At 69.3% G+C, this 19,097-nt stretch carries 19 protein-coding genes; 10 read left to right on the forward strand and 9 right to left on the reverse strand.

The window, feature by feature from the left end; translation table 11 throughout:
- Positions 1–39: 39 nt before the first annotated feature.
- Together D3A60_RS08465 and D3A60_RS08470 are read left to right on the forward strand one after the other, a co-directional pair.
- Positions 40–2,415, forward strand: a complete 2,376-nt coding sequence (locus D3A60_RS08465) for a 3-hydroxyacyl-CoA dehydrogenase/enoyl-CoA hydratase family protein (RefSeq protein WP_119719049.1) — start codon at positions 40–42, stop codon at positions 2,413–2,415.
- 20 nt (positions 2,416–2,435) lie between these two features.
- Positions 2,436–3,659 carry an acetyl-CoA C-acyltransferase gene (locus D3A60_RS08470; protein ID WP_119718246.1) on the forward strand — a complete coding sequence of 408 codons (1,224 nt, stop codon included), beginning with the start codon at positions 2,436–2,438 and terminating at the stop codon, positions 3,657–3,659.
- A gap of 96 nt (positions 3,660–3,755) precedes the next feature.
- Here D3A60_RS08470 and D3A60_RS08475 read toward each other — a convergent pair whose 3' ends face one another.
- Entirely contained in the window at positions 3,756–5,054 is a 1,299-nt protein-coding gene (locus D3A60_RS08475; RefSeq protein ID WP_119718247.1) for an NAD(P)/FAD-dependent oxidoreductase, read from the reverse strand.
- 46 nt (positions 5,055–5,100) lie between these two features.
- Between D3A60_RS08475 and D3A60_RS08480 the strand changes: the two genes are divergently transcribed.
- Positions 5,101–5,529 (forward strand): hypothetical protein, encoded by a 429-nt coding sequence (locus D3A60_RS08480; protein ID WP_119718248.1) that lies wholly within the window; start codon positions 5,101–5,103, stop codon positions 5,527–5,529.
- Between the two features lie 31 nt (positions 5,530–5,560).
- Here D3A60_RS08480 and galU read toward each other — a convergent pair whose 3' ends face one another.
- The 8 genes from galU to cmk form a co-directional block, all read right to left on the reverse strand.
- The gene (gene galU / locus D3A60_RS08485) at positions 5,561–6,475 is read right to left on the reverse strand and encodes a UTP--glucose-1-phosphate uridylyltransferase GalU (RefSeq protein WP_119718249.1); all 915 of its coding nucleotides are present in this window, start codon (positions 6,473–6,475) and stop codon (positions 5,561–5,563) included.
- Positions 6,475–8,388, reverse strand: coding sequence for a polysaccharide biosynthesis protein (locus D3A60_RS08490; protein WP_119718250.1), 1,914 nt, complete (start codon positions 8,386–8,388; stop codon positions 6,475–6,477). Before D3A60_RS08490 ends, galU begins: the two co-directional genes overlap by 1 nt.
- Positions 8,385–9,443, reverse strand: a complete 1,059-nt coding sequence (locus D3A60_RS08495) for an MraY family glycosyltransferase (RefSeq protein WP_119718251.1) — start codon at positions 9,441–9,443, stop codon at positions 8,385–8,387. The genes D3A60_RS08490 and D3A60_RS08495 overlap by 4 nt, the downstream gene beginning before the upstream one ends.
- On the reverse strand, positions 9,383–10,561 hold the full coding sequence (gene lapB / locus D3A60_RS08500) for a lipopolysaccharide assembly protein LapB (protein ID WP_119718252.1): 1,179 nt from the start codon (positions 10,559–10,561) through the stop codon (positions 9,383–9,385). Before lapB ends, D3A60_RS08495 begins: the two co-directional genes overlap by 61 nt.
- 4 nt (positions 10,562–10,565) lie before the next feature.
- Entirely contained in the window at positions 10,566–10,826 is a 261-nt protein-coding gene (locus D3A60_RS08505) for a lipopolysaccharide assembly protein LapA domain-containing protein (RefSeq protein ID WP_119718253.1), read from the reverse strand.
- Positions 10,827–10,915: 89 nt separating this feature from the next.
- Positions 10,916–11,218, reverse strand: coding sequence for an integration host factor subunit beta (locus D3A60_RS08510; RefSeq protein ID WP_119718254.1), 303 nt, complete (start codon positions 11,216–11,218; stop codon positions 10,916–10,918).
- A 121-nt stretch (positions 11,219–11,339) separates the two neighbouring features.
- Positions 11,340–13,028, reverse strand: coding sequence for a 30S ribosomal protein S1 (gene rpsA / locus D3A60_RS08515; protein ID WP_119718255.1), 1,689 nt, complete (start codon positions 13,026–13,028; stop codon positions 11,340–11,342).
- Positions 13,029–13,211: 183 nt separating this feature from the next.
- Positions 13,212–13,901 carry a (d)CMP kinase gene (cmk, locus tag D3A60_RS08520; RefSeq protein ID WP_119718256.1) on the reverse strand — a complete coding sequence of 230 codons (690 nt, stop codon included), beginning with the start codon at positions 13,899–13,901 and terminating at the stop codon, positions 13,212–13,214.
- A 148-nt stretch (positions 13,902–14,049) separates the two neighbouring features.
- Between cmk and ykgO the strand changes: the two genes are divergently transcribed.
- From ykgO to D3A60_RS08555, 7 genes are all read left to right on the forward strand, one after another.
- Positions 14,050–14,175, forward strand: a complete 126-nt coding sequence (gene ykgO, locus D3A60_RS08525; protein WP_010342887.1) for a type B 50S ribosomal protein L36 — start codon at positions 14,050–14,052, stop codon at positions 14,173–14,175.
- A gap of 155 nt (positions 14,176–14,330) precedes the next feature.
- Positions 14,331–14,675 (forward strand): hypothetical protein, encoded by a 345-nt coding sequence (locus D3A60_RS08530; protein ID WP_119718257.1) that lies wholly within the window; start codon positions 14,331–14,333, stop codon positions 14,673–14,675.
- 7 nt (positions 14,676–14,682) lie between these two features.
- Positions 14,683–15,717 (forward strand): agmatine deiminase family protein, encoded by a 1,035-nt coding sequence (locus tag D3A60_RS08535; RefSeq protein WP_119718258.1) that lies wholly within the window; start codon positions 14,683–14,685, stop codon positions 15,715–15,717.
- 164 nt (positions 15,718–15,881) lie between these two features.
- Positions 15,882–16,772, forward strand: coding sequence for a carbon-nitrogen hydrolase (locus D3A60_RS08540; protein WP_119718259.1), 891 nt, complete (start codon positions 15,882–15,884; stop codon positions 16,770–16,772).
- Complete coding sequence (locus D3A60_RS08545) at positions 16,765–17,310, forward strand: GNAT family N-acetyltransferase (RefSeq protein WP_119718260.1); 546 nt, start codon at positions 16,765–16,767, stop codon at positions 17,308–17,310. Before D3A60_RS08540 ends, D3A60_RS08545 begins: the two co-directional genes overlap by 8 nt.
- Positions 17,311–17,371: 61 nt before the next feature.
- The gene (locus tag D3A60_RS08550) at positions 17,372–17,989 is read left to right on the forward strand and encodes a TetR/AcrR family transcriptional regulator (RefSeq protein WP_119718261.1); all 618 of its coding nucleotides are present in this window, start codon (positions 17,372–17,374) and stop codon (positions 17,987–17,989) included.
- A 65-nt stretch (positions 17,990–18,054) separates the two neighbouring features.
- A complete protein-coding gene (locus D3A60_RS08555; RefSeq protein ID WP_231120448.1) occupies positions 18,055–18,936 on the forward strand; it encodes an alpha/beta hydrolase in 882 nt (293 codons plus the stop codon).
- Positions 18,937–19,097 lie beyond the last annotated feature (161 nt).

Raw genomic sequence — 19,097 nt, forward strand, 5'->3', positions numbered from 1 at the left:
CTTAGCACCAAAATCAATCCCCACAAGGACTTGAACGACATGTCTAACAAACTGCTTGTACGGCGCGCCGCCGTGCTCGGCGCCGGCGTCATGGGTGCGCAGATCGCCGCGCACTTGACCAACGCCGGCGTCGACACCGTGCTGTTCGACCTCCCCGCGAAGGACGGCGACCCGAACGGCGTGGTGACCAAGGCCATCGCCAACCTCGCAAAGCTCAGCCCCGCGCCGCTGGCGGACAAGGCGCTGGCCGAGCGGATCGTGCCGGCGAACTACGAGACCGGGCTCGAACTGCTGAAGGGCTGCGACCTGATCATCGAGGCGATCGCCGAGCGCATGGACTGGAAGCAGGACCTGTACCGCAAGATCGCCCCGTTCGTCCCGGCGCACACGGTGCTGGCGTCGAACACCTCGGGCCTGGGCATCAACAAGCTGGCCGAGGTGCTGCCCGAGGAACTCCGCCACCGCTTCTGCGGCGTGCACTTCTTCAATCCGCCCCGGTACATGCACCTGGCGGAGCTGATCCCGGCCCGGACCACCGACGCCTCGGTGCTCGAAGGGCTGGAAACGTTCCTGACGACCACGCTCGGCAAGGGCGTGGTGATCGCCAAGGACACCCCGAACTTCATCGGCAATCGCATCGGCGTGTTCTCGATGCTGGCCGCAATGCACCACACGGCGCAGTTCGGGCTCGGCTTCGACGCCGTCGACGCCCTGACCGGACCGGCCATCGGCCGGCCGAAGTCGGCGACCTACCGCACCGCGGACGTGGTCGGCCTCGACACCATGGCCCACGTCATCAAGACCATGGCCGACACCCTGCCCGACGACCCCTGGCACGGCTACTTCAAGGCGCCGGCATGGCTGAGTGGCCTGATCGAAAAGGGCGCGCTCGGGCAGAAGACCGGCGCGGGCTTCTACACCAAGCGGGGCAAGGACATCCTAGTGCTCGACGTCGGGGCTCGCGACTACCGCGCCACGGCGGGTGAACTCGATCCGGACGTCGCCGCGCTGCTGAAGGAACGCGACCCGTCGAAGAAGTTCGCCGCGCTGCGCGCGAGCGCCCACCCTCAGGCCCAGTTCCTGTGGTCGGTGTTCCGCGACACCTTCCACTACAGCGCCTACCACCTGGCCGACATCGCCGACACCGCGCGCGACGTCGACTTCGCGATGCGCTGGGGTTACGGCTGGTCGCTGGGACCGTTCGAGAGCTGGCAGGCGGCCGGCTGGAAACAGGTCGCCGACTGGATCGCCGAAGACATCGTCGCGGGCAAGGCAATGAGCGCCGCGCCGCTGCCGAACTGGGTCTTCGACGGCCGCGACGGCGTGCATACGGCCTCCGGCAGCTTCAGCCCGGTCCGCAACGACGCGGTCGCGCGCTCCACCAATCCGGTCTACGGGCGCCAGCGCTTCCCCGATCCGCTGGTCGGCGAAAAGTTCTCGCAGGGCCGCACCCTGTTCGAGAACGACGGCGTCCGCCTGTGGGCGGACGACGGCGACGACATCGCCGTGGTCGGCTTCAAGACCAAGCTGCACACCGTCAGCGACCACGTGCTGAGCGGACTGCAGGAAGCGATCGCGATCGCCGAGCGCGACTTCCGCGGCCTGGTGATCTGGCAGCCGAAGGAGCCGTTCTCCGCCGGCGCCGACCTCGCCGGGGCGCTGGGCCTGCTGCAGGCCGGCGACGTGGCGGGGTTCGAGGCGATGGTCGCGAACTTCCAGGCCACCAGCCAGCGCATCAAGTACGCGCAGGTGCCGATCGTGGCGGCCGTGCGCGGCATGGCCCTGGGCGGCGGCTGCGAGTTCCAGATGCACGCCGCGCGCACGGTGTTCGGGCTGGAAAGCTACATCGGGCTGGTAGAAGCCGGAGTCGGCCTGCTGCCGGCCGGTGGCGGCCTGAAGGAGTTCGCGGTCCGCGCGTCCGAGGCCGCCGGCCCGGGCGGCGACGTGTTCGCCCAGCTCAAGACCGCATTCGAGAGCGTGGCGATGGGCAAGGTGTCGACGTCGGCCTTCGAGGCGCGCCAGCTGAAGCTCGCACGCGACAGCGACGTGGTCGTGTTCAACGCGCACGAACTGCTGCACGTTGCCCGCCAGCAGGCGCGCGCGATGGCCGACGCCGGCTACCGCCCGCCGCTGCCCGCCCGCCGCATCCAGGTTGCAGGTGACGTCGGGATCGCGACCTTCAAGATGATGCTGGTCAACATGCTCGAGGGGCGCTTCATCTCGCCGCACGACTACGAGATCGCCACCCGCATCGCCACCGTCATGTGCGGCGGGGAAGTCGACCGCGGCGCGCTGGTCGACGAGGAGTGGCTGCTGCGGCTCGAGCGCGAGCACTTCGTGGCCCTGGCGGAGATGCCCAAGACCCAGGAGCGCATCGCCCACATGCTCAAGACCGGCAAGCCGCTGCGCAACTGAGCGACGACGAGGACATCGAGATGACCAAGCAAGCTTCGAACAAGCAAGTCCAGGACGCGTACATCGTCGCCGCCACCCGCTCGGCGGTGGCCAAGGCCCCGCGCGGGGCGTTCCGCAACACCCGCCCGGACGACCTGCTCGCGCACGTGCTGCGCAGCGTGGTCGCGCAGGCGCCGGGCATCGACGTCAACCGCATCGACGACGCGATCATCGGCTGCGCGATGCCCGAGGGCGAGCAGGGCATGAACGTGGCGCGCATCGGCGTGCTGCTGGCCGGCCTGCCGAACACCATCGCCGCGCAGACCATCAACCGCTTCTGTTCGTCCGGCCTGCAGGCGGTCGCGATGGCGGCCGACCAGATCCGGCTCGGCAACGCCGACCTGATGCTCGCCGGCGGCACCGAGTCGATGTCGATGGTGCCGATGATGGGCAACAAGGTCGCGCTGAGCCCCAGCGTGTTCGCGCGCGACGAGAACGTCGCGATCGCCTACGGCATGGGCATCACCGCCGAGAAGGTCGCCGAGGAGTGGAAGATCTCGCGCGAGGCGCAGGACGCGTTCGCCCTCGCCTCCCACCAGAAGGCGATGGCGGCCATCCAGGCCGGCGAGTTCAGCGGCGAGATCTCGCCGTTCGAGGTCGTGTCGCGCGTGCCCGACCTGGCCGGCAACGCGGTGCGGTTGAAGCAGGCGATGGTGGCGGTCGACGAAGGCCCGCGCCCCGACACCTCGCTCGAAGGCCTGGCCAAGCTGCGTCCGGTGTTCCGCAACGGCCAGTTCGGCGGCAGCGTGACGGCCGGCAACAGCTCGCAGATGTCCGACGGCGCCGGCGCGGTCCTGCTGGCTTCGGAACAGGCGATCAAGGACTACGGGCTCACCCCGCTCGCCCGCTTCGTCAGCTTCTCAGTCGCCGGCGTGCGCCCGGAGGTGATGGGCATCGGCCCGATCGCCGCGATTCCGAAGGCGCTCAAGCAGGCCGGACTGACCCAGGACCAGCTCGACTGGATCGAGCTCAACGAGGCGTTCGCAGCGCAGGCGCTGGCCGTGATCCAGGACTGCGGTCTCGACCCGTCCAAGGTCAACCCGCTCGGCGGCGCGATCGCGCTGGGCCACCCGCTCGGCGCCACCGGCGCGATCCGGACCGCCACGATCGTGCACGGCCTACGCCGTCGCCAGCAGAAGTACGGCATGGTGACCATGTGCATCGGCACCGGCATGGGCGCGGCGGGCGTGTTCGAGTCGCTGTGACCTGCCCCCGTTGCCCGACGCCGGCCAGCTGAGAGGGCCGGCGTCGGGGTTTCGGCCTTCCGAGAAACGCAGAGCGGCGCTGAAGGGGTCTTTGCCCTACCCGGCGCCGCGCCGTTCGCTCCAGTCCTTCCAGGCGTCACGGCCCTCGGCCCACCAGTAGCTGAGCTGCGCGGCGAAGAATCCGGCCGGCTTCATGGCCGATGCCAACCCGTAATCGCGCAGGTCGTGCCAGGCGGTGTCGCCATCGGCGATGCCCGCCGCCACCGCCTCGCCGGCGAACGTCGTGGGCGCGACGCCGTGGCCGCCAAACGCCTGCGCCACCCACAGTCCCGGCTCGATTTCCCCGATCTGCGGCATCTGGTGCCGCGCATAGCTCATCAGGCCCGACCATGCGTGGTCGATCCGCACGCCTTCCAACTGCGGGAATACCTTGAGCATGTCGCCGACGAGCAGGCGCTCCACTGACGCCGGTGATCGGTCCAGCACCGAGATCCGGCCGCCCCACAGTAGCCGGGTATCCGGCAGCGGGCGGTAGTAGTCAAAGGCGAAACGGGTGTCGTACACGGCGGACGACGTGGTCAGCACGGAAGCCATCCGGTCGCCGAGCGGCTCGGTGACCATGACGTAGGTGGCGATCGGCAGCACCGAGGCGTCGACCCGCCGTCGCAGTCCCGCGAGGTAGCCGCCGCAGGCGAGGACGACCTGGCGCGCGCGGACCTCGCCCGCCGGCGTGCGCACGCGCCAGCCGCTGCCGTCCGGTGAGAGCGACACCGCCGGCGTGCCTTCGTGCACGCGCACGCCGCTCCCCACCAGCGTGGATGCCAGGCCGTGCGCGTACTTGAGCGGGTGGAAGTGGAACGCGTCCGCCTCGAACAGCCCGTCGTGGTAGCGGGCGCTGCGGACGCGCGTGCGCAGCTCGGCCTCGTCGATCCAGGTCCACTCGACGCCGTAGTGCTCGGCCAGAAGCCGTTGGCGATCGCGCAGCACCTCGCGATCGCGGAACCAGTTCGCCCACAGCACCCCGCCGTCCACCCGGTCGCAGTCGATGGCGTAGCGGTCGATGCGACCGCGGATGCGTTCGACGGCAGCACGCGTGCCCGCGTAGAGCCGCCGGGCGCGTGCATCGCCGAGCTGGCGGCGCAGCGCGTCTTCGCCGAGCGAGAAGCCGCCGAACACGAAACCGCCATTGCGACCCGAGGCGCCGTGGCCGATGGAGTCGGACTCGATGAGCACGACATCGCGCTCGCCGCGCTCGACCAGGCCCAGGGCGGTGTTCAGCCCGGCGAATCCGCCGCCGATGACGCAGACGCTCGCGTCCTCGACGCCCGCCAGCGGCGGGCCGAACGCGCGATCCGCGACGGTTGCACGGTAATAGCTGATCGGCGGTCTGGACATGCGAGGGGACCAACGGGTCTGATGACGGCGCATTCGGGGGAGCGCCATGGAAATCCATCACGCCGACAAAGCCTACCGCAGCCGCAGCCTCGCCCTGCTGGGCGTCGCGGTCGTCCTGTGCGGCGTGCTGCTGTGGCAGCTCAACGTGTGGTTGCAGTCGCTGGCCGACAACCTGGCCACCAGCGACCCGGCCACGACCCGAGACTGGCTGCGCATGTTGTTCGTCGCGCTGGGCATCGGGCTGGCCGCGCCGGCGGCTGGACTGGGCCTGCACCTGCGCCGCTTTGCACTGGCCTCGCGCATCGAAGGACGCTTTCCGCCGCGCGAAGCCAAGACGCTCCGCGACGTCCGCGTGCTGCGCGACGCGCCGGCGCTGGCGTGGGCACGCCGCGTCGAACTGGGCGGCACCGCCGCGCTCGCTCTGGCTGGGCTGCTGATCGGCTGGACCGCCTGGGCGTGGTTCCGGTTCGGCTGACCCGTCGCTCGTACGACTCCGAACGCGCGGATCAGCCCAGTTCTTCGACGCCCAATTCGTCCAGCGCGTTCTGCATCAACTGGCGCGCCGAGTCGCTCAGCGACTCGTGGTCGAGGGCGTAGCGGATGGTCGCCTCGATCAGGCCCAGGTGGGTGCCGCAATCGAATCGCGTGCCCTGGAAACGGTACGCATTGACCTTCTCCTCGCGCAGCAGCGCCGCGATCGCATCGGTAAGCTGGATCTCACCGCCGGCGCCGGGCGTCGTCGACTCGAGCAGCTCGAAGATGCGCGGGTTCAGCACGTAGCGGCCGACCACGGCGAGGTTGCTGGGCGCGTCCTCGGGCCGCGGCTTTTCGACGATCGCGTTGATGCGCCCCTGCCGGCCGTCGAAGGCGTCCGTCGCGACGATGCCGTAACTGCCCGTCTGCGAGCGCGGCACGTCCTGCACGGCGATGATGCTGCTGCCCGAGGCCTGTGCGGCATCGGCCATCTGCTTGAGCGCGCCCGGGCCGCGGTTCCAGATCAGGTCGTCGGGCAGCACGACCGCGAACGGCTCGTTGCCGACGACCGCGCGCGCGCACAGCACGGCGTGGCCCAGACCCAGCGCCTCGGCCTGAGTCACGAACACGGCTCGCACGCCGGACGGCAGCACGTTGCGCACCAGCTCGAGCTGCTCGGTCTTGCCGGCCTTCTCGAGCTTCTGTTCTAGCTCGTACGCCTTGTCGAAATAGTCCGCCACCGCATGCTTATAGCGGTTGGTGACGAAAATCAGGGTGTCGCAGCCAGCCTCGATCGCCTCGTCCACCGCGTACTGGATCAGCGGCTTGTCGACGATCGGCAGCATTTCCTTCGGCACGGTTTTTGTGGCCGGGAGGAAGCGCGTGCCGAGGCCGGCGACGGGAAAGACCGCCTTGCGGATGCGCGTCGACGACGGGGCCACGGCCATCAAATCTTCCTGGCGCTGCGCGCCGGAAACGCAACCACCGTGTTGCGTGCGTCGGGCGTCTTCATGTCCACCGCGAGCGGCTGGAACTCCGGCACCGCCAGGCGCAGCAGCGACGCGAGCGACTCGACCTCGTACCGCACGCTCGCCTCGCGCAGCTGGTCGAGCGACGCGTGGATGCTCGCCGCGGCGATGTCGCGCGGCTCGGCTTGAAGGATCTTCGGGTGCCCGGTGGGGCGGTATCGCTCATCGGCGTGGAACAGCGTCTCGTGGAGCTTTTCGCCGGGACGCAGCCCCGTGTAGACGATCGCCACGTCGCGACCGGGCTGCTTGCCGGCCAACCGGATCATCTGCTCGGCGAGCAGCCGGATCGGCACTGGCTCGCCCATGTCGAGCGTGTAGATCGCCTCGTGCGTGCCGATGGCCGACGCCTGGAGGATCAGCTGGCAGGCCTCTGGAATCGTCATGAAGAACCGCGTGACCTCAGGATCGGTCACCGTCACCGGACCGCCGCTGCGGATCTGCTCGCGGAACAGCGGCACGACGCTGCCGGCCGAGTCGAGGACATTGCCGAAGCGCACGGTCACGAACCGCGTCGCGTGCTGCAGCGCCAGTGCCTGGCACGCCATCTCCGCCAGCCGCTTGGTCGCGCCGAGCACGTTGACCGGATCGACGGCCTTGTCGGTCGAGATCAGCACGAACGTGCCGACGCCGGATTCGCGGCACGCGCGGGCGACGGTTTCCGTGGCCAGCACGTTGTTGCGTACCGCCTCGCGCAGCTGCGTCTGCAGCAGCGGCACCTGCTTGTACGCGGCGGCGTGGAAGACGGCCTCGGGTTCGGCCCGGCGCAGCGCGTGCGCGATGACGGCCGGATCGCCGCAGTCGCCGAGCACGCACACCAGCTCGATGTCGGGGAAGTCGCGGTGCAGCGCGGCTTCGGTCGTGGTCAATGCCAGTTCGTCGACCTCGACCAGCGCAATCCGCTTGGCGCCGTGGCGCGCGCACTGGCGGCAAAGCTCAGAACCGATCGAGCCGCCGGCGCCGGTGATCATCACCGACCGGCCGCCAAGCCAGCCGCGGATCGCCTTCCAGTCGGGCATCACCGGCTTGCGTCCGAGCAGGTCCTCGATCGCCACTTCCTTCAGCTCGCCGGGCAGCGATTTGCCCTCGAGCACGTCCTGCAGGCGCGGCACCATCCGGAACGGCAGGCCGGTCTTCTCGCAGGCGACGACAACGCGCTGCAGCGCATCGGCATCGGCCGATGGCATCGCGATGACGAGCAGCTTGGCCGCGGTCTCGCGGGCGATCTCGGCGACTTCGTCGATGCGTCCGAGCACCGGGACGCCCTGCACCTTGCTGCCGCGCAGGCGCCCCGCGTCGTCCAGCAGGCCGACCGGGTTGTACGAGCCGACCCGGCGAAGGTCGCGGATCAGCGCTTCGCCCGCGCCGCCCGCGCCGAGGATCAGGATGCGCACCGAGTTGGCGTCGCGCCCCTGGTGATTGGCGTCCTTCCAGGCGCGATAGAGAAGACGCGGCGCCCCGAGCAGTGCGGCGAGAACGCACGGATAAAGGGCCACGGCCGCCCGGGAGATGCCCTCCATCCGGCTGTAGAGCACGAGGAGCACGATGATCGCCGTCACGCCGATCACGCACGCCTTCACGATGTTCCACAGGTCGGGCACGCTGGCAAAGCGCCACAGGCCGCGGTACAGCCCGACCTGCCAGAACACCAGCGCCTGCGCGGAAAGCACCAGCGCGGTCTCGGTGGACCAGGCCGGGAACGGCGGCGGGTTGTCCATCAGGCCGAAGCGCAGCTGGTGCAGGCCATACCAGGCCACCCAGACCATGATCAGATCGTGGGCGACCACCGCCAGCCGCGGCAGTCCGACCTTTACGTTCTCGCGCCAACCACTCATTGCCACCCTTGCTCCCGGTCCTTCGATGCGACGGAACGCGTCCAGTACTGCGCGCAGACCCACAGCGCCGCGGCGACGATATACCACGCCATCACTACACTGAATACGAAACCCGGACTGGTTTGCCGGATCAGCAGCATGAGCACGACCGACACCGCGGTCCAAGCCGCGTAACCCGTCGTGACCCGCGCGTGCCCCCCTGTCCGGGCCGCGAGCCGCTGGTAGGCGTGCTGCACGTGCGCCGTCCACCACCGCTCCCGCCGGACGATACGCCGCAGCAATGTGAGGCCCGTGTCGACGAGGAACGCCGACAGCGGCAGCAAGAGCAGCAACCAGCTCGTTGGATCGGCGCGGCCGGCGACCACGACCAGCGCGGCCACCGTCAGCCCCAGCGCGCCGCTGCCGACGTCGCCGAGGAAGATCCGCGCACGCGGGAGGTTGAACGGCAGGAATCCGGCCGCCGCGGCCAATAGGGCAAGGGCCAGCCAGGTCCAGGCGCCGCCGGTGGCCGCGGCCAGACCGGCCGCCACCACCGCGGCCTGCGTCGCCGCGATGCCGTCGATGCCGTCCATGAAGTTCCACGCATTCGTCAGCACCAGCACCGCCACGAACGCGGTGGCCGCCATCGCCCCGCCTCCGCCGGTGGTCCAGACCGCACCGGCCAGCACGACGCCGGCCAGCGCATGCACCCCGAGCCGTGCCCGCGCCGACAGCGGGCGGTGGTCATCGACCCAGCCAACGCCCGCGACAAGAAGAAGCGACGCCAGGAACGCCGCGAGCAGCAAGGCGTCCTCCGGGAAGCGCGCGAGCAGAGCCGCGGCCGCCACGGCCAGCGCAATCACCGCCCCCACCCCGCCGCCGCGAGGGGTCGGCACGCGATGGCTGCGACGCTCCCCGGGGTGGTCGAGCAGCTGCCGCTGGCGCGCGTAGCCCAGCGCCAGCCACGTGCCGAGCACGCTGATCGCGAACAGGACCCCGCACCAGACCAGCATGCTCAGACGACGGCGTAGTTCAACAGCGGCTTCACGGTGCCCCACTCCTTGCAGCTGGGGCATTGCCAATGGTGGCTGCGCGCACCGAAGCCGCACCGGTTGCAGCGGTAGCTGGGATTGCGCACCAGCAGCTGATCGGTGATGTGCTTGAGGTCCTGCAGCGTGGCCATGGGGTCGGCGCCTTCGGCCAGCGTCAGGTCGATGAGCGCCGCTTCACCGCGCACCGACGGCCGGTCCTTGAGCTGACGCGCAAGGTAGGCGCGTGCCGCGGCAACGCCATCCTCGGCCTCGACCATGCGCGTCAGCGCGAGTACGGGCGCGATGCCGCGGTAGTGCTCGCACATTTCGGACAGGAACGCGCGCGCACCCGGCAGGTCGCCGGAGCGCTCATAGCAGGTCAGCAGCGACGGCAGTACTTCCGGCAGGTAGTCGGGATCGGCGCGGGCGACGCGCTCGAACGAGCGCACGGCGCCGGCATCGTTGCCGGCCTCGATCTCGATGCGACCTTCGATCATGCCCGCGCGCACCGAGTTGGCGTCGGCCTGGTAGGCGCGGGCGACGGCAGCACGCGCGGCGTCGACCTCCCCCGCCGCGCGATGGCGGTCCGCCAGTTCGCATTCGAACTGGGCGATCAGCTTGCCCATCGGTTCGCCGGTGACTTCCTCGAACCGTCGCGCATTCTCGATCGCCTTGTCCCAGTCGCGTTCCGACTGGTAGATGCCGATCAGGTGCCGCAGCGCCAGCGGCGCACGCACGTCGAGTTGGGCGAGGTCGCCGAACACCGTCTCGGCCCGGTCGAGCAGGCCAGAGCGCATGTAGTCCTCGCCCAGCGCCAGCAGCGCCTGGACCTTCTGCTGGTCGCTCAGTCCCGGCCGCTGGACCAGCGCCTGGTGCAGGCGGATCGCGCGGTCGACTTCGCCCCGGCGGCGGAACAGATGGCCGAGCGCAACCTGCGTCTCGAAGGTGTCCTTGTCGAGTTCGGCGATGTGCAGGAACAGCTCGATCGCCTTGTCGGGCTGCTCGTTGAGCAGATAGTTGAGTCCGCGGAAATAGGTCGTCGACAAGCGGCTGACCTGGGTATTGCTGTGGCGCTCGCCTCCGCGGCGGCCAATCACCCATCCGCTGACCGCGGCGAGCGGCAGCAGCAGGAAGAACCAGAACCACTCGTTGATGAAGGCCATAGGATCAGGCGCCAGGCGACGGGGGGGCGATGCGTTCGCGCTGCAGTCGCGCGATGCGACGGCGCAGCGGCAGCACCAGGCTTGCAGTAACGGCCAGACCGCCCAGCGCGACGCCGAGCAGCAGCGTCGTCAGCAGGGCCACGCCGAGCGTGGTGGGAATCAGGGCGAATCCGGCGTCGACGATCGTGGGCTGCCGGTTCAGTGCGCCGACGATGGCGCCCATCGCGACGAAGGCCACGGCGACGAGGAGTCGAAGCAAACGCATGGCATCTCCAGGAGGCCCCTCGGACCTGCCTAGCTTAACGGACATCAGGAAGGGTGAATCGGGTGGCACGCCAGCGTCGCTGGCGGCGCTCACTCGGCGTCGTCGCGCGGGATCACGTCGCTGACGCGCTCGCGCAGCTCCTTGCCCGGCTTGAAGTGTGGAACGTGCTTGCCCGGCAGCGCGACCGATTCGCCGGTCTTCGGATTGCGCCCGAGGCGCGGCGGACGGTAATGCAGGGAAAAACTGCCGAAGCCGCGGATCTCGATCCGCTCCCCGGTCGCGAGTGCGCCGCCCATCATTTCGAGCAGGGCCTTCACCGCGAGATCCACGTCCTCGCCCTTCAGGTGGGCCTGACGCTGCGACAGGATCTCGATCAGTTCGGACTTGGTCATGGGCGAAACGCGGGATGCTCGCTACGGACGGTGGGTGTTGCAGACGCGGAATCGGTGGCGCAAATGGAAGGCGACCCGGCCGAAGCCGGGCCGCCTTCGAAGGCGCTGCGAGCCGGGGCGATTACTCGCCCTTGCTGCCCAGCTGCTCGCGCAGGAGCGCGCCCAGCTTGGTCGTGCCGCTGGCGGCGTCCGAGGTCTGGCGGTTGTAGTCGGCCAGGGCCTCCTGCTGCTCCGCTTCGTCCTTCGCCTTGATCGACAGCTGCATGCTGCGGCCCTTGCGATCGTTGCCGATGATCTTGGCTTCGATTTCCTGGCCGATCTTCAGGTGGTGCGAGGCGTCGTCGACGCGCTCCTTGGCGATGTCGCGGGCGGCCACGTAGCCCTCCACGCCGCCCTCGAGCTCGACCACGGCGCCCTTGGCGTCGACTTCCTTGACGATGCCCTTGACGATCGAGCCCTTCGCGTTGGACGCGACGTACTGGCCCATCGGGTCCTGCTCGAGCTGCTTGACGCCCAGGCTGATGCGCTCGCGCTCCGGATCGACCGCCAGCACGACGGCCTCGAGCGTGTCGCCCTTCTTGAAGTTGCGGACCATGTCCTCGCCGGTGGTGCTCCAGCTGAGGTCGGACAGGTGCACCAGACCGTCGATGCCGCCGTCCAGGCCGATGAAGATGCCGAAGTCGGTGATCGACTTGATCTGGCCTTCGACCTTGTCGCCCTTCTTGTGGATGGCCGCGAAGGTCTCCCACGGGTTGGACGACACCTGCTTCATGCCCAGCGAGATGCGGCGACGCTCCTCGTCGACATCCAGGACCATGACCTGCACTTCGTCGCCGACCTGCACGATCTTCGACGGGTTGACGTTCTTGTTCGTCCAGTCCATCTCGGAGACGTGCACCAGGCCTTCGACGCCCGGCTCGATCTCGACGAACGCGCCGTAGTCGGTGACGTTGGAAACCTTGCCGAACACGCGGGTGTTGGCCGGGTAGCGGCGGGCGATGTTGTCCCACGGATCCTCGCCCAGCTGCTTGAGGCCGAGGCTGACGCGGTTGCGCTCGCGGTCGTACTTGAGCACGCGGACGTCGAGCTCCTGGCCGACTTCGACCACTTCGCTCGGATGGCGCACGCGCTTCCACGCCATGTCGGTGATGTGCAGCAGACCATCGATGCCGCCGAGGTCGACGAACGCACCGTAATCGGTGAGGTTCTTGACGACGCCCTTCAGGATCGCGCCTTCCTGCAGCTTCTCCATCAGCTGCTCGCGCTCGACGCTGTACTCGCTCTCAACCACCGCACGGCGGGAGACGACGATGTTGTTGCGCTTGCGGTCGAGCTTGATGAGCTTGAACTCGAGTTCCTTGCCCTCGAGGTAGGCCGAGTCGCGGACCGGGCGCACGTCGACCAGGGAGCCCGGCAGGAAGCCGCGCACGTCCTTGATGTCGACGGTGAAGCCGCCCTTGACCTTGCCGCTGATGCGGCCGGTGATGGTCTCGTTCTTCTCGAGCGCCTGCTCGAGCTCGTCCCACACCATCGCGCGCTTGGCCTTCTCGCGCGAGAGCACGGTCTCGCCGAAGCCGTTCTCGATCGAGTCGAGGGCGACCTTGACTTCGTCGCCCACGCCCACGTCGATCTCGCCGGCGTCGTTCCGGAACTGTTCGATCGGCACGATGCCTTCGGACTTCAGGCCGGCGTTGATCACCACCACGTCGCCGCGGACTTCCACGACGATGCCGGTGACGATGGCGCCCGGCTTCAGCTTGGCCAGATTGGTCTGGCTTTGTTCGAACAGCTCGGCAAATGATTCGGTCATTGGAGTATTACTCGGTTGAACACACGGGCCGCACCGGCTGTCATGTCCGTCCACCGGGACGGCTCAAGCAGCACGTGGTCGACCCACCCGTCGATGTGGCGCCGTGACGCGCGCCATGTGTTGTTGGTGGATACCGTCCGCGGGATTGCGGATCGGGCCTTGCCTGCCGCGGTGGACGCTCGATCAGCGGGCCGGCAACAGCGCCAGCACGCGATCGACGACCTCGTCGATACCCAGGCCGGTGGTGTCGATGCGCACGGCGTCTTCGGCCGGTCGCAGCGGTGCCACCGCGCGCTGGGCGTCGCGGGCGTCGCGGGCGAGAATCTCCCGCAGCAGACCCGCCAATGTAACGGAAACCCCTTTTTCCATCAACTGCTTATAGCGTCTTTCGGCCCGTTCCTCGGCGCTGGCGGTCAAGAACACCTTATGGGCGGCGTCAGGGAAGATGACGGTCCCCATGTCGCGGCCGTCGGCCACGAGCCCCGGCGGCTGGCGGAAAGCGCGCTGGCGCTCCTTAAGCGCCGAGCGGACCTCCGGGATGGCGGCAATCGCCGACGCGGCGGCCCCTGCCGTTTCGGTCCGCAGTTCGTCGGTGGCGTCGATGCCGTCCACCAGGACCCGCAGCTCGCCATTGGGGGCGTCCCGGAAGCCGATCTCGGTGTCGAAGGTGCAGCGCACGACCGCGGACGAATCGGCCAGGTCGACGTCGGCCCAGCCGGCCGCGACGCCGATCGCCCGGTACAGCGCGCCGGAGTCGAGGTAATGCCAGCCGAGGCGGTCGGCGACGCGGCGGCTGATGGTGCCCTTGCCGGAGCCGGAGGGTCCGTCGATGGTCAGGACGGGGACGGAACTGGAGGTGTGGGTGCTGTTCATTCCCACATTATGCGGGGTGGCATGCCGCTCCCCGCGGCGGTCCGACCGCCCGGCCGCCCACCTTCTCCACGCAACCACTTGATCGAACGGGAAAATGACGGCTACAATCGCGGGCTAACTTTTCCTCTTCCCGTTTTCGAGGTCTGTCATGAAGGTCCTGTCCTCCCTGAAGTCGGCGAAGGCCCGCCACCGCGACTGCAAGGTCGTCCGCCGTCGTGGCAAGGTCTTCGTGATCTGCAAGTCGAACCCGCGTTTCAAGGCGCGCCAGCGCTGAGTAGCGGCGGCGCCCGGTTTTCCGGGCTGCATCGACCGAAGGCCGCCGCAAGGCGGCCTTCTGCATTGCCGGTCCCGCAAAACGTGACGGCCGCGTGGTGCCCTGCGTTGCAGGGTTGTGCCTACAATCGCCCGTCCACTGGGGAGTGACACGCCATGAAAGCCCGTTCGATCAAAACCGCCATCGCTGCCGCTCCGCTGTTCGCCCTGCTGGCCGTCGCGGGCCTCGCGTCCGCCGACACGCTGCTGATCGAGCGCGTGCAGGAGGAGAACCGCGCCGCCATGCCGACCCGCGGCCTGTCGATGGCCCAGGTCGAGTCGCGCTACGGCGCGCCGACCGAGCGCCTCGACCCGCGTGGCGGCCAGAAGCGCCAGTGGCCGCAGATCAACCGCTGGGTCTATCCGGCCTTCACCGTGTACTTCGAGAAGAACAAGGTGATCGACGTGGTCGCCAACAAGGCCGGCGCCGAAGAGATCGGACCGAAGCCGCCCGTTCGCTAGGAATTCGATGAATCACGATGTCCTGCGCTTCCCCGCGGAGTGGGAGCCCCAGTCCGCGGTCCTGATTGCGTGGCCGCATGCCGACACCGACTGGGCCGAGCGCCTCGGTGAGGTCGAAGACACCTACATCGCCCTGGTCGGGGCGATCACCCGGCTCGAACCGGTCCTGATCTGCGTTGCGGACGACGACGTCGAGGCCTACGCCCGCGCGCGCCTGTCGTCCGCGCGTGTCGACATGGGCCGGGTCACCTTCGTCCCGCTCGCCTACGACGACACCTGGCTGCGCGACTCCGGCCCGATCACCCTGCGCCAGGGTGCGTCCTTCCGCCTGCTCGATTTCCGCTTCACCGGCTGGGGCGGCAAGTTCGACGCGAGCCTCGACGACCGCCTCGTCGAGGGGCTCGACGGATTGAACCTGTTTGCAAATAGTGTGCGGCAAAGCATTGATTTTGCTTTGGAAGGCGGCGCCATCGAAACCGACGGCGCCGGCACGCTGCTGACCACGTGGCAGTGCCTGCATGAGCGCCATCCCCAGCTGTCCCGCGACGAGCTGACCGCCAAACTGTCGGGCTGGCTCAAGCAGGACCGCGTGCTGTGGCTGGATCACGGCTACCTCGAGGGCGACGACACCGACGCCCACGTCGACACGCTCGCCCGGTTCGCGGGCCCGGACGCCATCACCTTCCAGTCGTGCGACGACCCGGACGATTCGCACCATGCCGAGCTGCAGGCAATGGCCGACGAGATCGCGGCGCTGCGCACCGCGGACGGGCAGCCCTACCGGCTGTTCCCGCTGCCGTGGCCCCAGCCCATCGTCGACGAGGGGCGCCGGCTCGCGGCCAGCTACGCCAACTTCCTGATCGTCAACGGCGCGGTCTTGATGCCGGCCTATGGCGACCCCGCCGATGCGCGCGCTCAGGCGGTCCTTGCCGAGGCCTTCCCCGACCGCGAAGTCGTCGCGGTGCCGTGCCGGTCACTGATCTGGCAGAACGGCAGCCTCCACTGCATCACGATGCAGCTGCCCGCGGGCCTCGTCGCCTGAGCGCAGCTCCAGGCCTCGCCGGGACGCCCACGTCGGCAGGACGTCAACTGTGGAATCCGCCCGCGCGGTGACCGGATGTTCGCGCGCCACACCTAGAATATGGGCGGTCGATCTTCGCCCGTCGCGGCCATGTGCCGCCTCGCTTCCCCGTGCCCGGATGCCCCATGCCCAACCAGACCACCCTGCCCGTCGCGCTGATCCAGGAATGCAACCACGGTGACGCCGACGCCAACCTCGCGGTGATCGAGCAGCGCGTCGCCGAGGCCGCCAAGCGCGGCGCGCGGCTGGTGCTGCTGCAGGAGCTGCACAACGGCGCGTACTTCTGCCAGCACGAGTCAGTGGACGAGTTCGATCGCGCCGAAACGATCCCGGGGCCGAGCACCGAGCGCCTCGGCCAGCTCGCGCGCCAGCACGGCGTCGTGCTGGTGAGCTCCCTGTTCGAGAAGCGCGCCACCGGCCTGTACCACAACACTGCGGTGGTGTTCGACAAGGACGGTTCGACCGCGGGCAAGTACCGCAAGATGCACATCCCGGACGATCCGGGCTTCTACGAGAAGTTCTACTTCACTCCCGGCGACCTGGGCTTCGAACCGATCCAGACCTCGGTCGGACGGCTCGGCCTGATGGTGTGCTGGGACCAGTGGTACCCCGAGGGCGCGCGGCTGATGGCGCTGGCCGGCGCGGACCTGCTGCTGTACCCGACCGCGATCGGCTGGGACCCGGACGACGCGCAGGACGAGAAAGTCCGCCAGCGCGGAGCGTGGATCCTCAGCCACCGCGGCCATGCCGTCGCAAACGGCCTACCGGTGCTGAGCTGCAACCGCGTCGGGCACGAGGCCTCGCCGCTGGGCACGTCGGGCATCCGCTTCTGGGGCTCGAGCCACGTGCTCGGCCCGCAGGGCGAGTTCCTCGCCGAAGCCGGCACCGACGAGCCGGAGATCCTGATGGCCGAGGTCGACATGCAGCGCAGCGAACACGTGCGCCGCATCTGGCCGTTCCTGCGCGACCGCCGCATCGACGCCTACGCCGACCTGCTCAAGCGCTACCGTGACTGACGCGCCGCGGTCGCCGGTGATCGTCCGTGCCGCCGGCGTGGACGACCTGCCGGCGATCACCGCGCTGTACGCACGCGAGGTCGCCGAAGGCGTCGCCACGTACGAAACCCAGGCGCCCGATGCGACCACCATGGCGGAGCGCTGGCGCGCGATCACGGCGCAGGGCTACCCCTACCTGGTGGCCGAGCTCGATGGACGGCTCGCCGGGTACGCCTATGCGAGCAGCTACCGCACGCGCGCCGGCTATCGTTGGACCGTCGAGGACACGGTTTATGTCGATGCCGGGTGCACCGGACGTGGCGTCGGCCGGGCGCTGCTGGAGGCGTTGATCCGGGCCTGCGAAGCGCTCGGCTACCGGCAGATGATCGCGGTCGTCGGCGACCGGCATAACGCCGCGTCGATCGCATTGCATAAGCGCCACGGGTTCCACATCGTCGGCACCTTCGAGGGGATCGGCTGGAAGCACGGTCGATGGCTCGATGGCGTGCAGATGCAGCGCGCCCTGGGTGATGGCGCCGCGTCAGAGCCGACGGCCTAAGAAATTAAGCGCCCGACGAACGGTCGCTCTATTTTCGAACGACCGTGCTAATTTTCGCCGCATGAGCCCCGCCACCTTCCCCGCCCCGCTCGGCAAAGGCGCCGCCACGCGCGACGTCATCATCGAGCGTGCCTACGGAATCGCGTGCTCGGCGGGCCTCGAGGGCCTGTCAATCGGCCCGCTGGCGCAGGCCGTCGGGATGTCCAAGAGCGGCGTCTTCGCGCATTTCGGCTCGCGCGAGGACCTGCAGCTGGCGGTCCTGGATGCCGCCGGCGCGCGCTTCCTCGAGGCGGTGCTGGTGCCTTCGCTGAAGGCGCGCCGCGGATTGCCGCGCCTGCGCGCAATCGTCGACGCGTGGTTCGACTGGGTGCGCGACAACGACGGCGGCTGCCTGCTGATCGCCGCGGCCGCCGAGTACGACGACCGCCCCGGGCCGCTGCGCGATCGCGTCGTCCAGCATGAAACGCGCTGGCGGTCGGACGTGGCGCGCGCGATCGGGCTGGCCATCGACAGCGGCGAGCTGCGCGCCGACACGGACGCGGCCCAGTTCGCGTTCGAGATCTACGCCGTGGCCATCGCGGTCAACCACGACGCCGGGCTGTACGGGCTCGAGACTGCCGTGGCGCGCGGCCGGCGACTGTTCGAACGCCTGCTCGCCTCGTACTCCCCCACCGCCTGATCCGCCGACGAGGTGTCGCCATGCATAGCTTGCTGAGCAGAATTAGCACGATCGTTCGCACCAAAGTGACGTTGTCGCTGCTGCGTGCCGGATTTGCCGTCGGCAGCCGCCTCGCGCCGGAATCGACGATCCGCCGCGCGGGCCGCCTCTTCTGCACACCGTTCGCGTCGACGCGCACCCGTGCCCGGACCGCACCGTCGCTCGGAGCACGCGAGGCGCAGCTCGACGTCGACGGCCTGCGCCTGACCACGTACGCGTGGGGCGACCCGCACGCGCAGCCGTACGTGCTGTTCGCACACGGCTGGTCGAGCCACGGCACCCGCATCGCGCCGTGGGTCGGGCCGCTGCAGGCGGCGGGGTACGCGGTGGTCGCGTTCGACCAGGCCGCGCACGGCAAGAGCGACGGCCGCCAGACCACGCTGCCCGACTTCGCGTGCCACCTGCTGGCCGTCGGGCGCCATTTCGGGCCGGCCGCGGCCGTGGTCGGCCACTCGCTGGGCGGCGCGGCCAGCGCGATCGCGCTCGCGAACGGGCTGCAGGCCGAGCGCGCGGTGCTGATCGCGCCGCCCGCCGATCCGCTGGTGATGGCGGAGCAGTTCGCCGGGATGATCGGGATGGCCCGCCACCTGAGCCGACGCATGTTCGCGCGCTTCGAACGCAGCATGCGATTTGCGGCCGAGGACCTGCAGGCGCAGCACCTGGTGCCGACGATCGCGCGCCCGGCGCTGATCGTCCACGACCTCGAGGACCGCGAGGTTCCATGGGCCGAGGGTGAGCGCTACGCGCGCTTCTGGGGCGAATCGCGCCTGCTCAGCACGCGCGGGCTCGGGCACAACCGGGTCGTCGACAGCGAGCGCGTGATCGATGCGGCGCTGCGTTTCCTGCGAGGTGAAGCCGTCGGCGACCGCGTGGTGTCGTCGCCGAACCTGCCGTACGGATTCGCCTGAGGGGATTGGGCCGGCGCGCGCGGTTTGCCGCTTCACGGGGCAGGCCCTAAGCTCTGGGGCCCTCGCTCAGAGCCACTGCAACGGCGCCCTCCGGCGCCGTTGCCATGACGGTGGCAGCTATCCGATGACCAACGCCCCGACCCCTCGCCCGCCATCGATCC

The organism is Cognatilysobacter tabacisoli (genome assembly GCF_003586305.1).
In the GTDB taxonomy this organism is placed as follows: Bacteria; Pseudomonadota; Gammaproteobacteria; order Xanthomonadales; family Xanthomonadaceae; genus Cognatilysobacter_A; species Cognatilysobacter_A tabacisoli.

Coding starts and splice junctions, on each gene's coding strand:
- D3A60_RS08465 (WP_119719049.1), top strand. CDS start 40: ATGTCTAACAAACTGCTTGTACGGCGCGCCGCCGTGCTCGGCGCCGGC.
- D3A60_RS08470 (WP_119718246.1), top strand. CDS start 2,436: ATGACCAAGCAAGCTTCGAACAAGCAAGTCCAGGACGCGTACATCGTC.
- D3A60_RS08475 (WP_119718247.1), bottom strand. CDS start 5,054: ATGTCCAGACCGCCGATCAGCTATTACCGTGCAACCGTCGCGGATCGC.
- D3A60_RS08480 (WP_119718248.1), top strand. CDS start 5,101: ATGGAAATCCATCACGCCGACAAAGCCTACCGCAGCCGCAGCCTCGCC.
- galU (WP_119718249.1), bottom strand. CDS start 6,475: ATGGCCGTGGCCCCGTCGTCGACGCGCATCCGCAAGGCGGTCTTTCCC.
- D3A60_RS08490 (WP_119718250.1), bottom strand. CDS start 8,388: ATGAGTGGTTGGCGCGAGAACGTAAAGGTCGGACTGCCGCGGCTGGCG.
- D3A60_RS08495 (WP_119718251.1), bottom strand. CDS start 9,443: ATGCCCCAGCTGCAAGGAGTGGGGCACCGTGAAGCCGCTGTTGAACTA.
- lapB (WP_119718252.1), bottom strand. CDS start 10,561: ATGGCCTTCATCAACGAGTGGTTCTGGTTCTTCCTGCTGCTGCCGCTC.
- D3A60_RS08505 (WP_119718253.1), bottom strand. CDS start 10,826: ATGCGTTTGCTTCGACTCCTCGTCGCCGTGGCCTTCGTCGCGATGGGC.
- D3A60_RS08510 (WP_119718254.1), bottom strand. CDS start 11,218: ATGACCAAGTCCGAACTGATCGAGATCCTGTCGCAGCGTCAGGCCCAC.
- rpsA (WP_119718255.1), bottom strand. CDS start 13,028: ATGACCGAATCATTTGCCGAGCTGTTCGAACAAAGCCAGACCAATCTG.
- cmk (WP_119718256.1), bottom strand. CDS start 13,901: ATGAACAGCACCCACACCTCCAGTTCCGTCCCCGTCCTGACCATCGAC.
- ykgO (WP_010342887.1), top strand. CDS start 14,050: ATGAAGGTCCTGTCCTCCCTGAAGTCGGCGAAGGCCCGCCACCGCGAC.
- D3A60_RS08530 (WP_119718257.1), top strand. CDS start 14,331: ATGAAAGCCCGTTCGATCAAAACCGCCATCGCTGCCGCTCCGCTGTTC.
- D3A60_RS08535 (WP_119718258.1), top strand. CDS start 14,683: ATGAATCACGATGTCCTGCGCTTCCCCGCGGAGTGGGAGCCCCAGTCC.
- D3A60_RS08540 (WP_119718259.1), top strand. CDS start 15,882: ATGCCCAACCAGACCACCCTGCCCGTCGCGCTGATCCAGGAATGCAAC.
- D3A60_RS08550 (WP_119718261.1), top strand. CDS start 17,372: ATGAGCCCCGCCACCTTCCCCGCCCCGCTCGGCAAAGGCGCCGCCACG.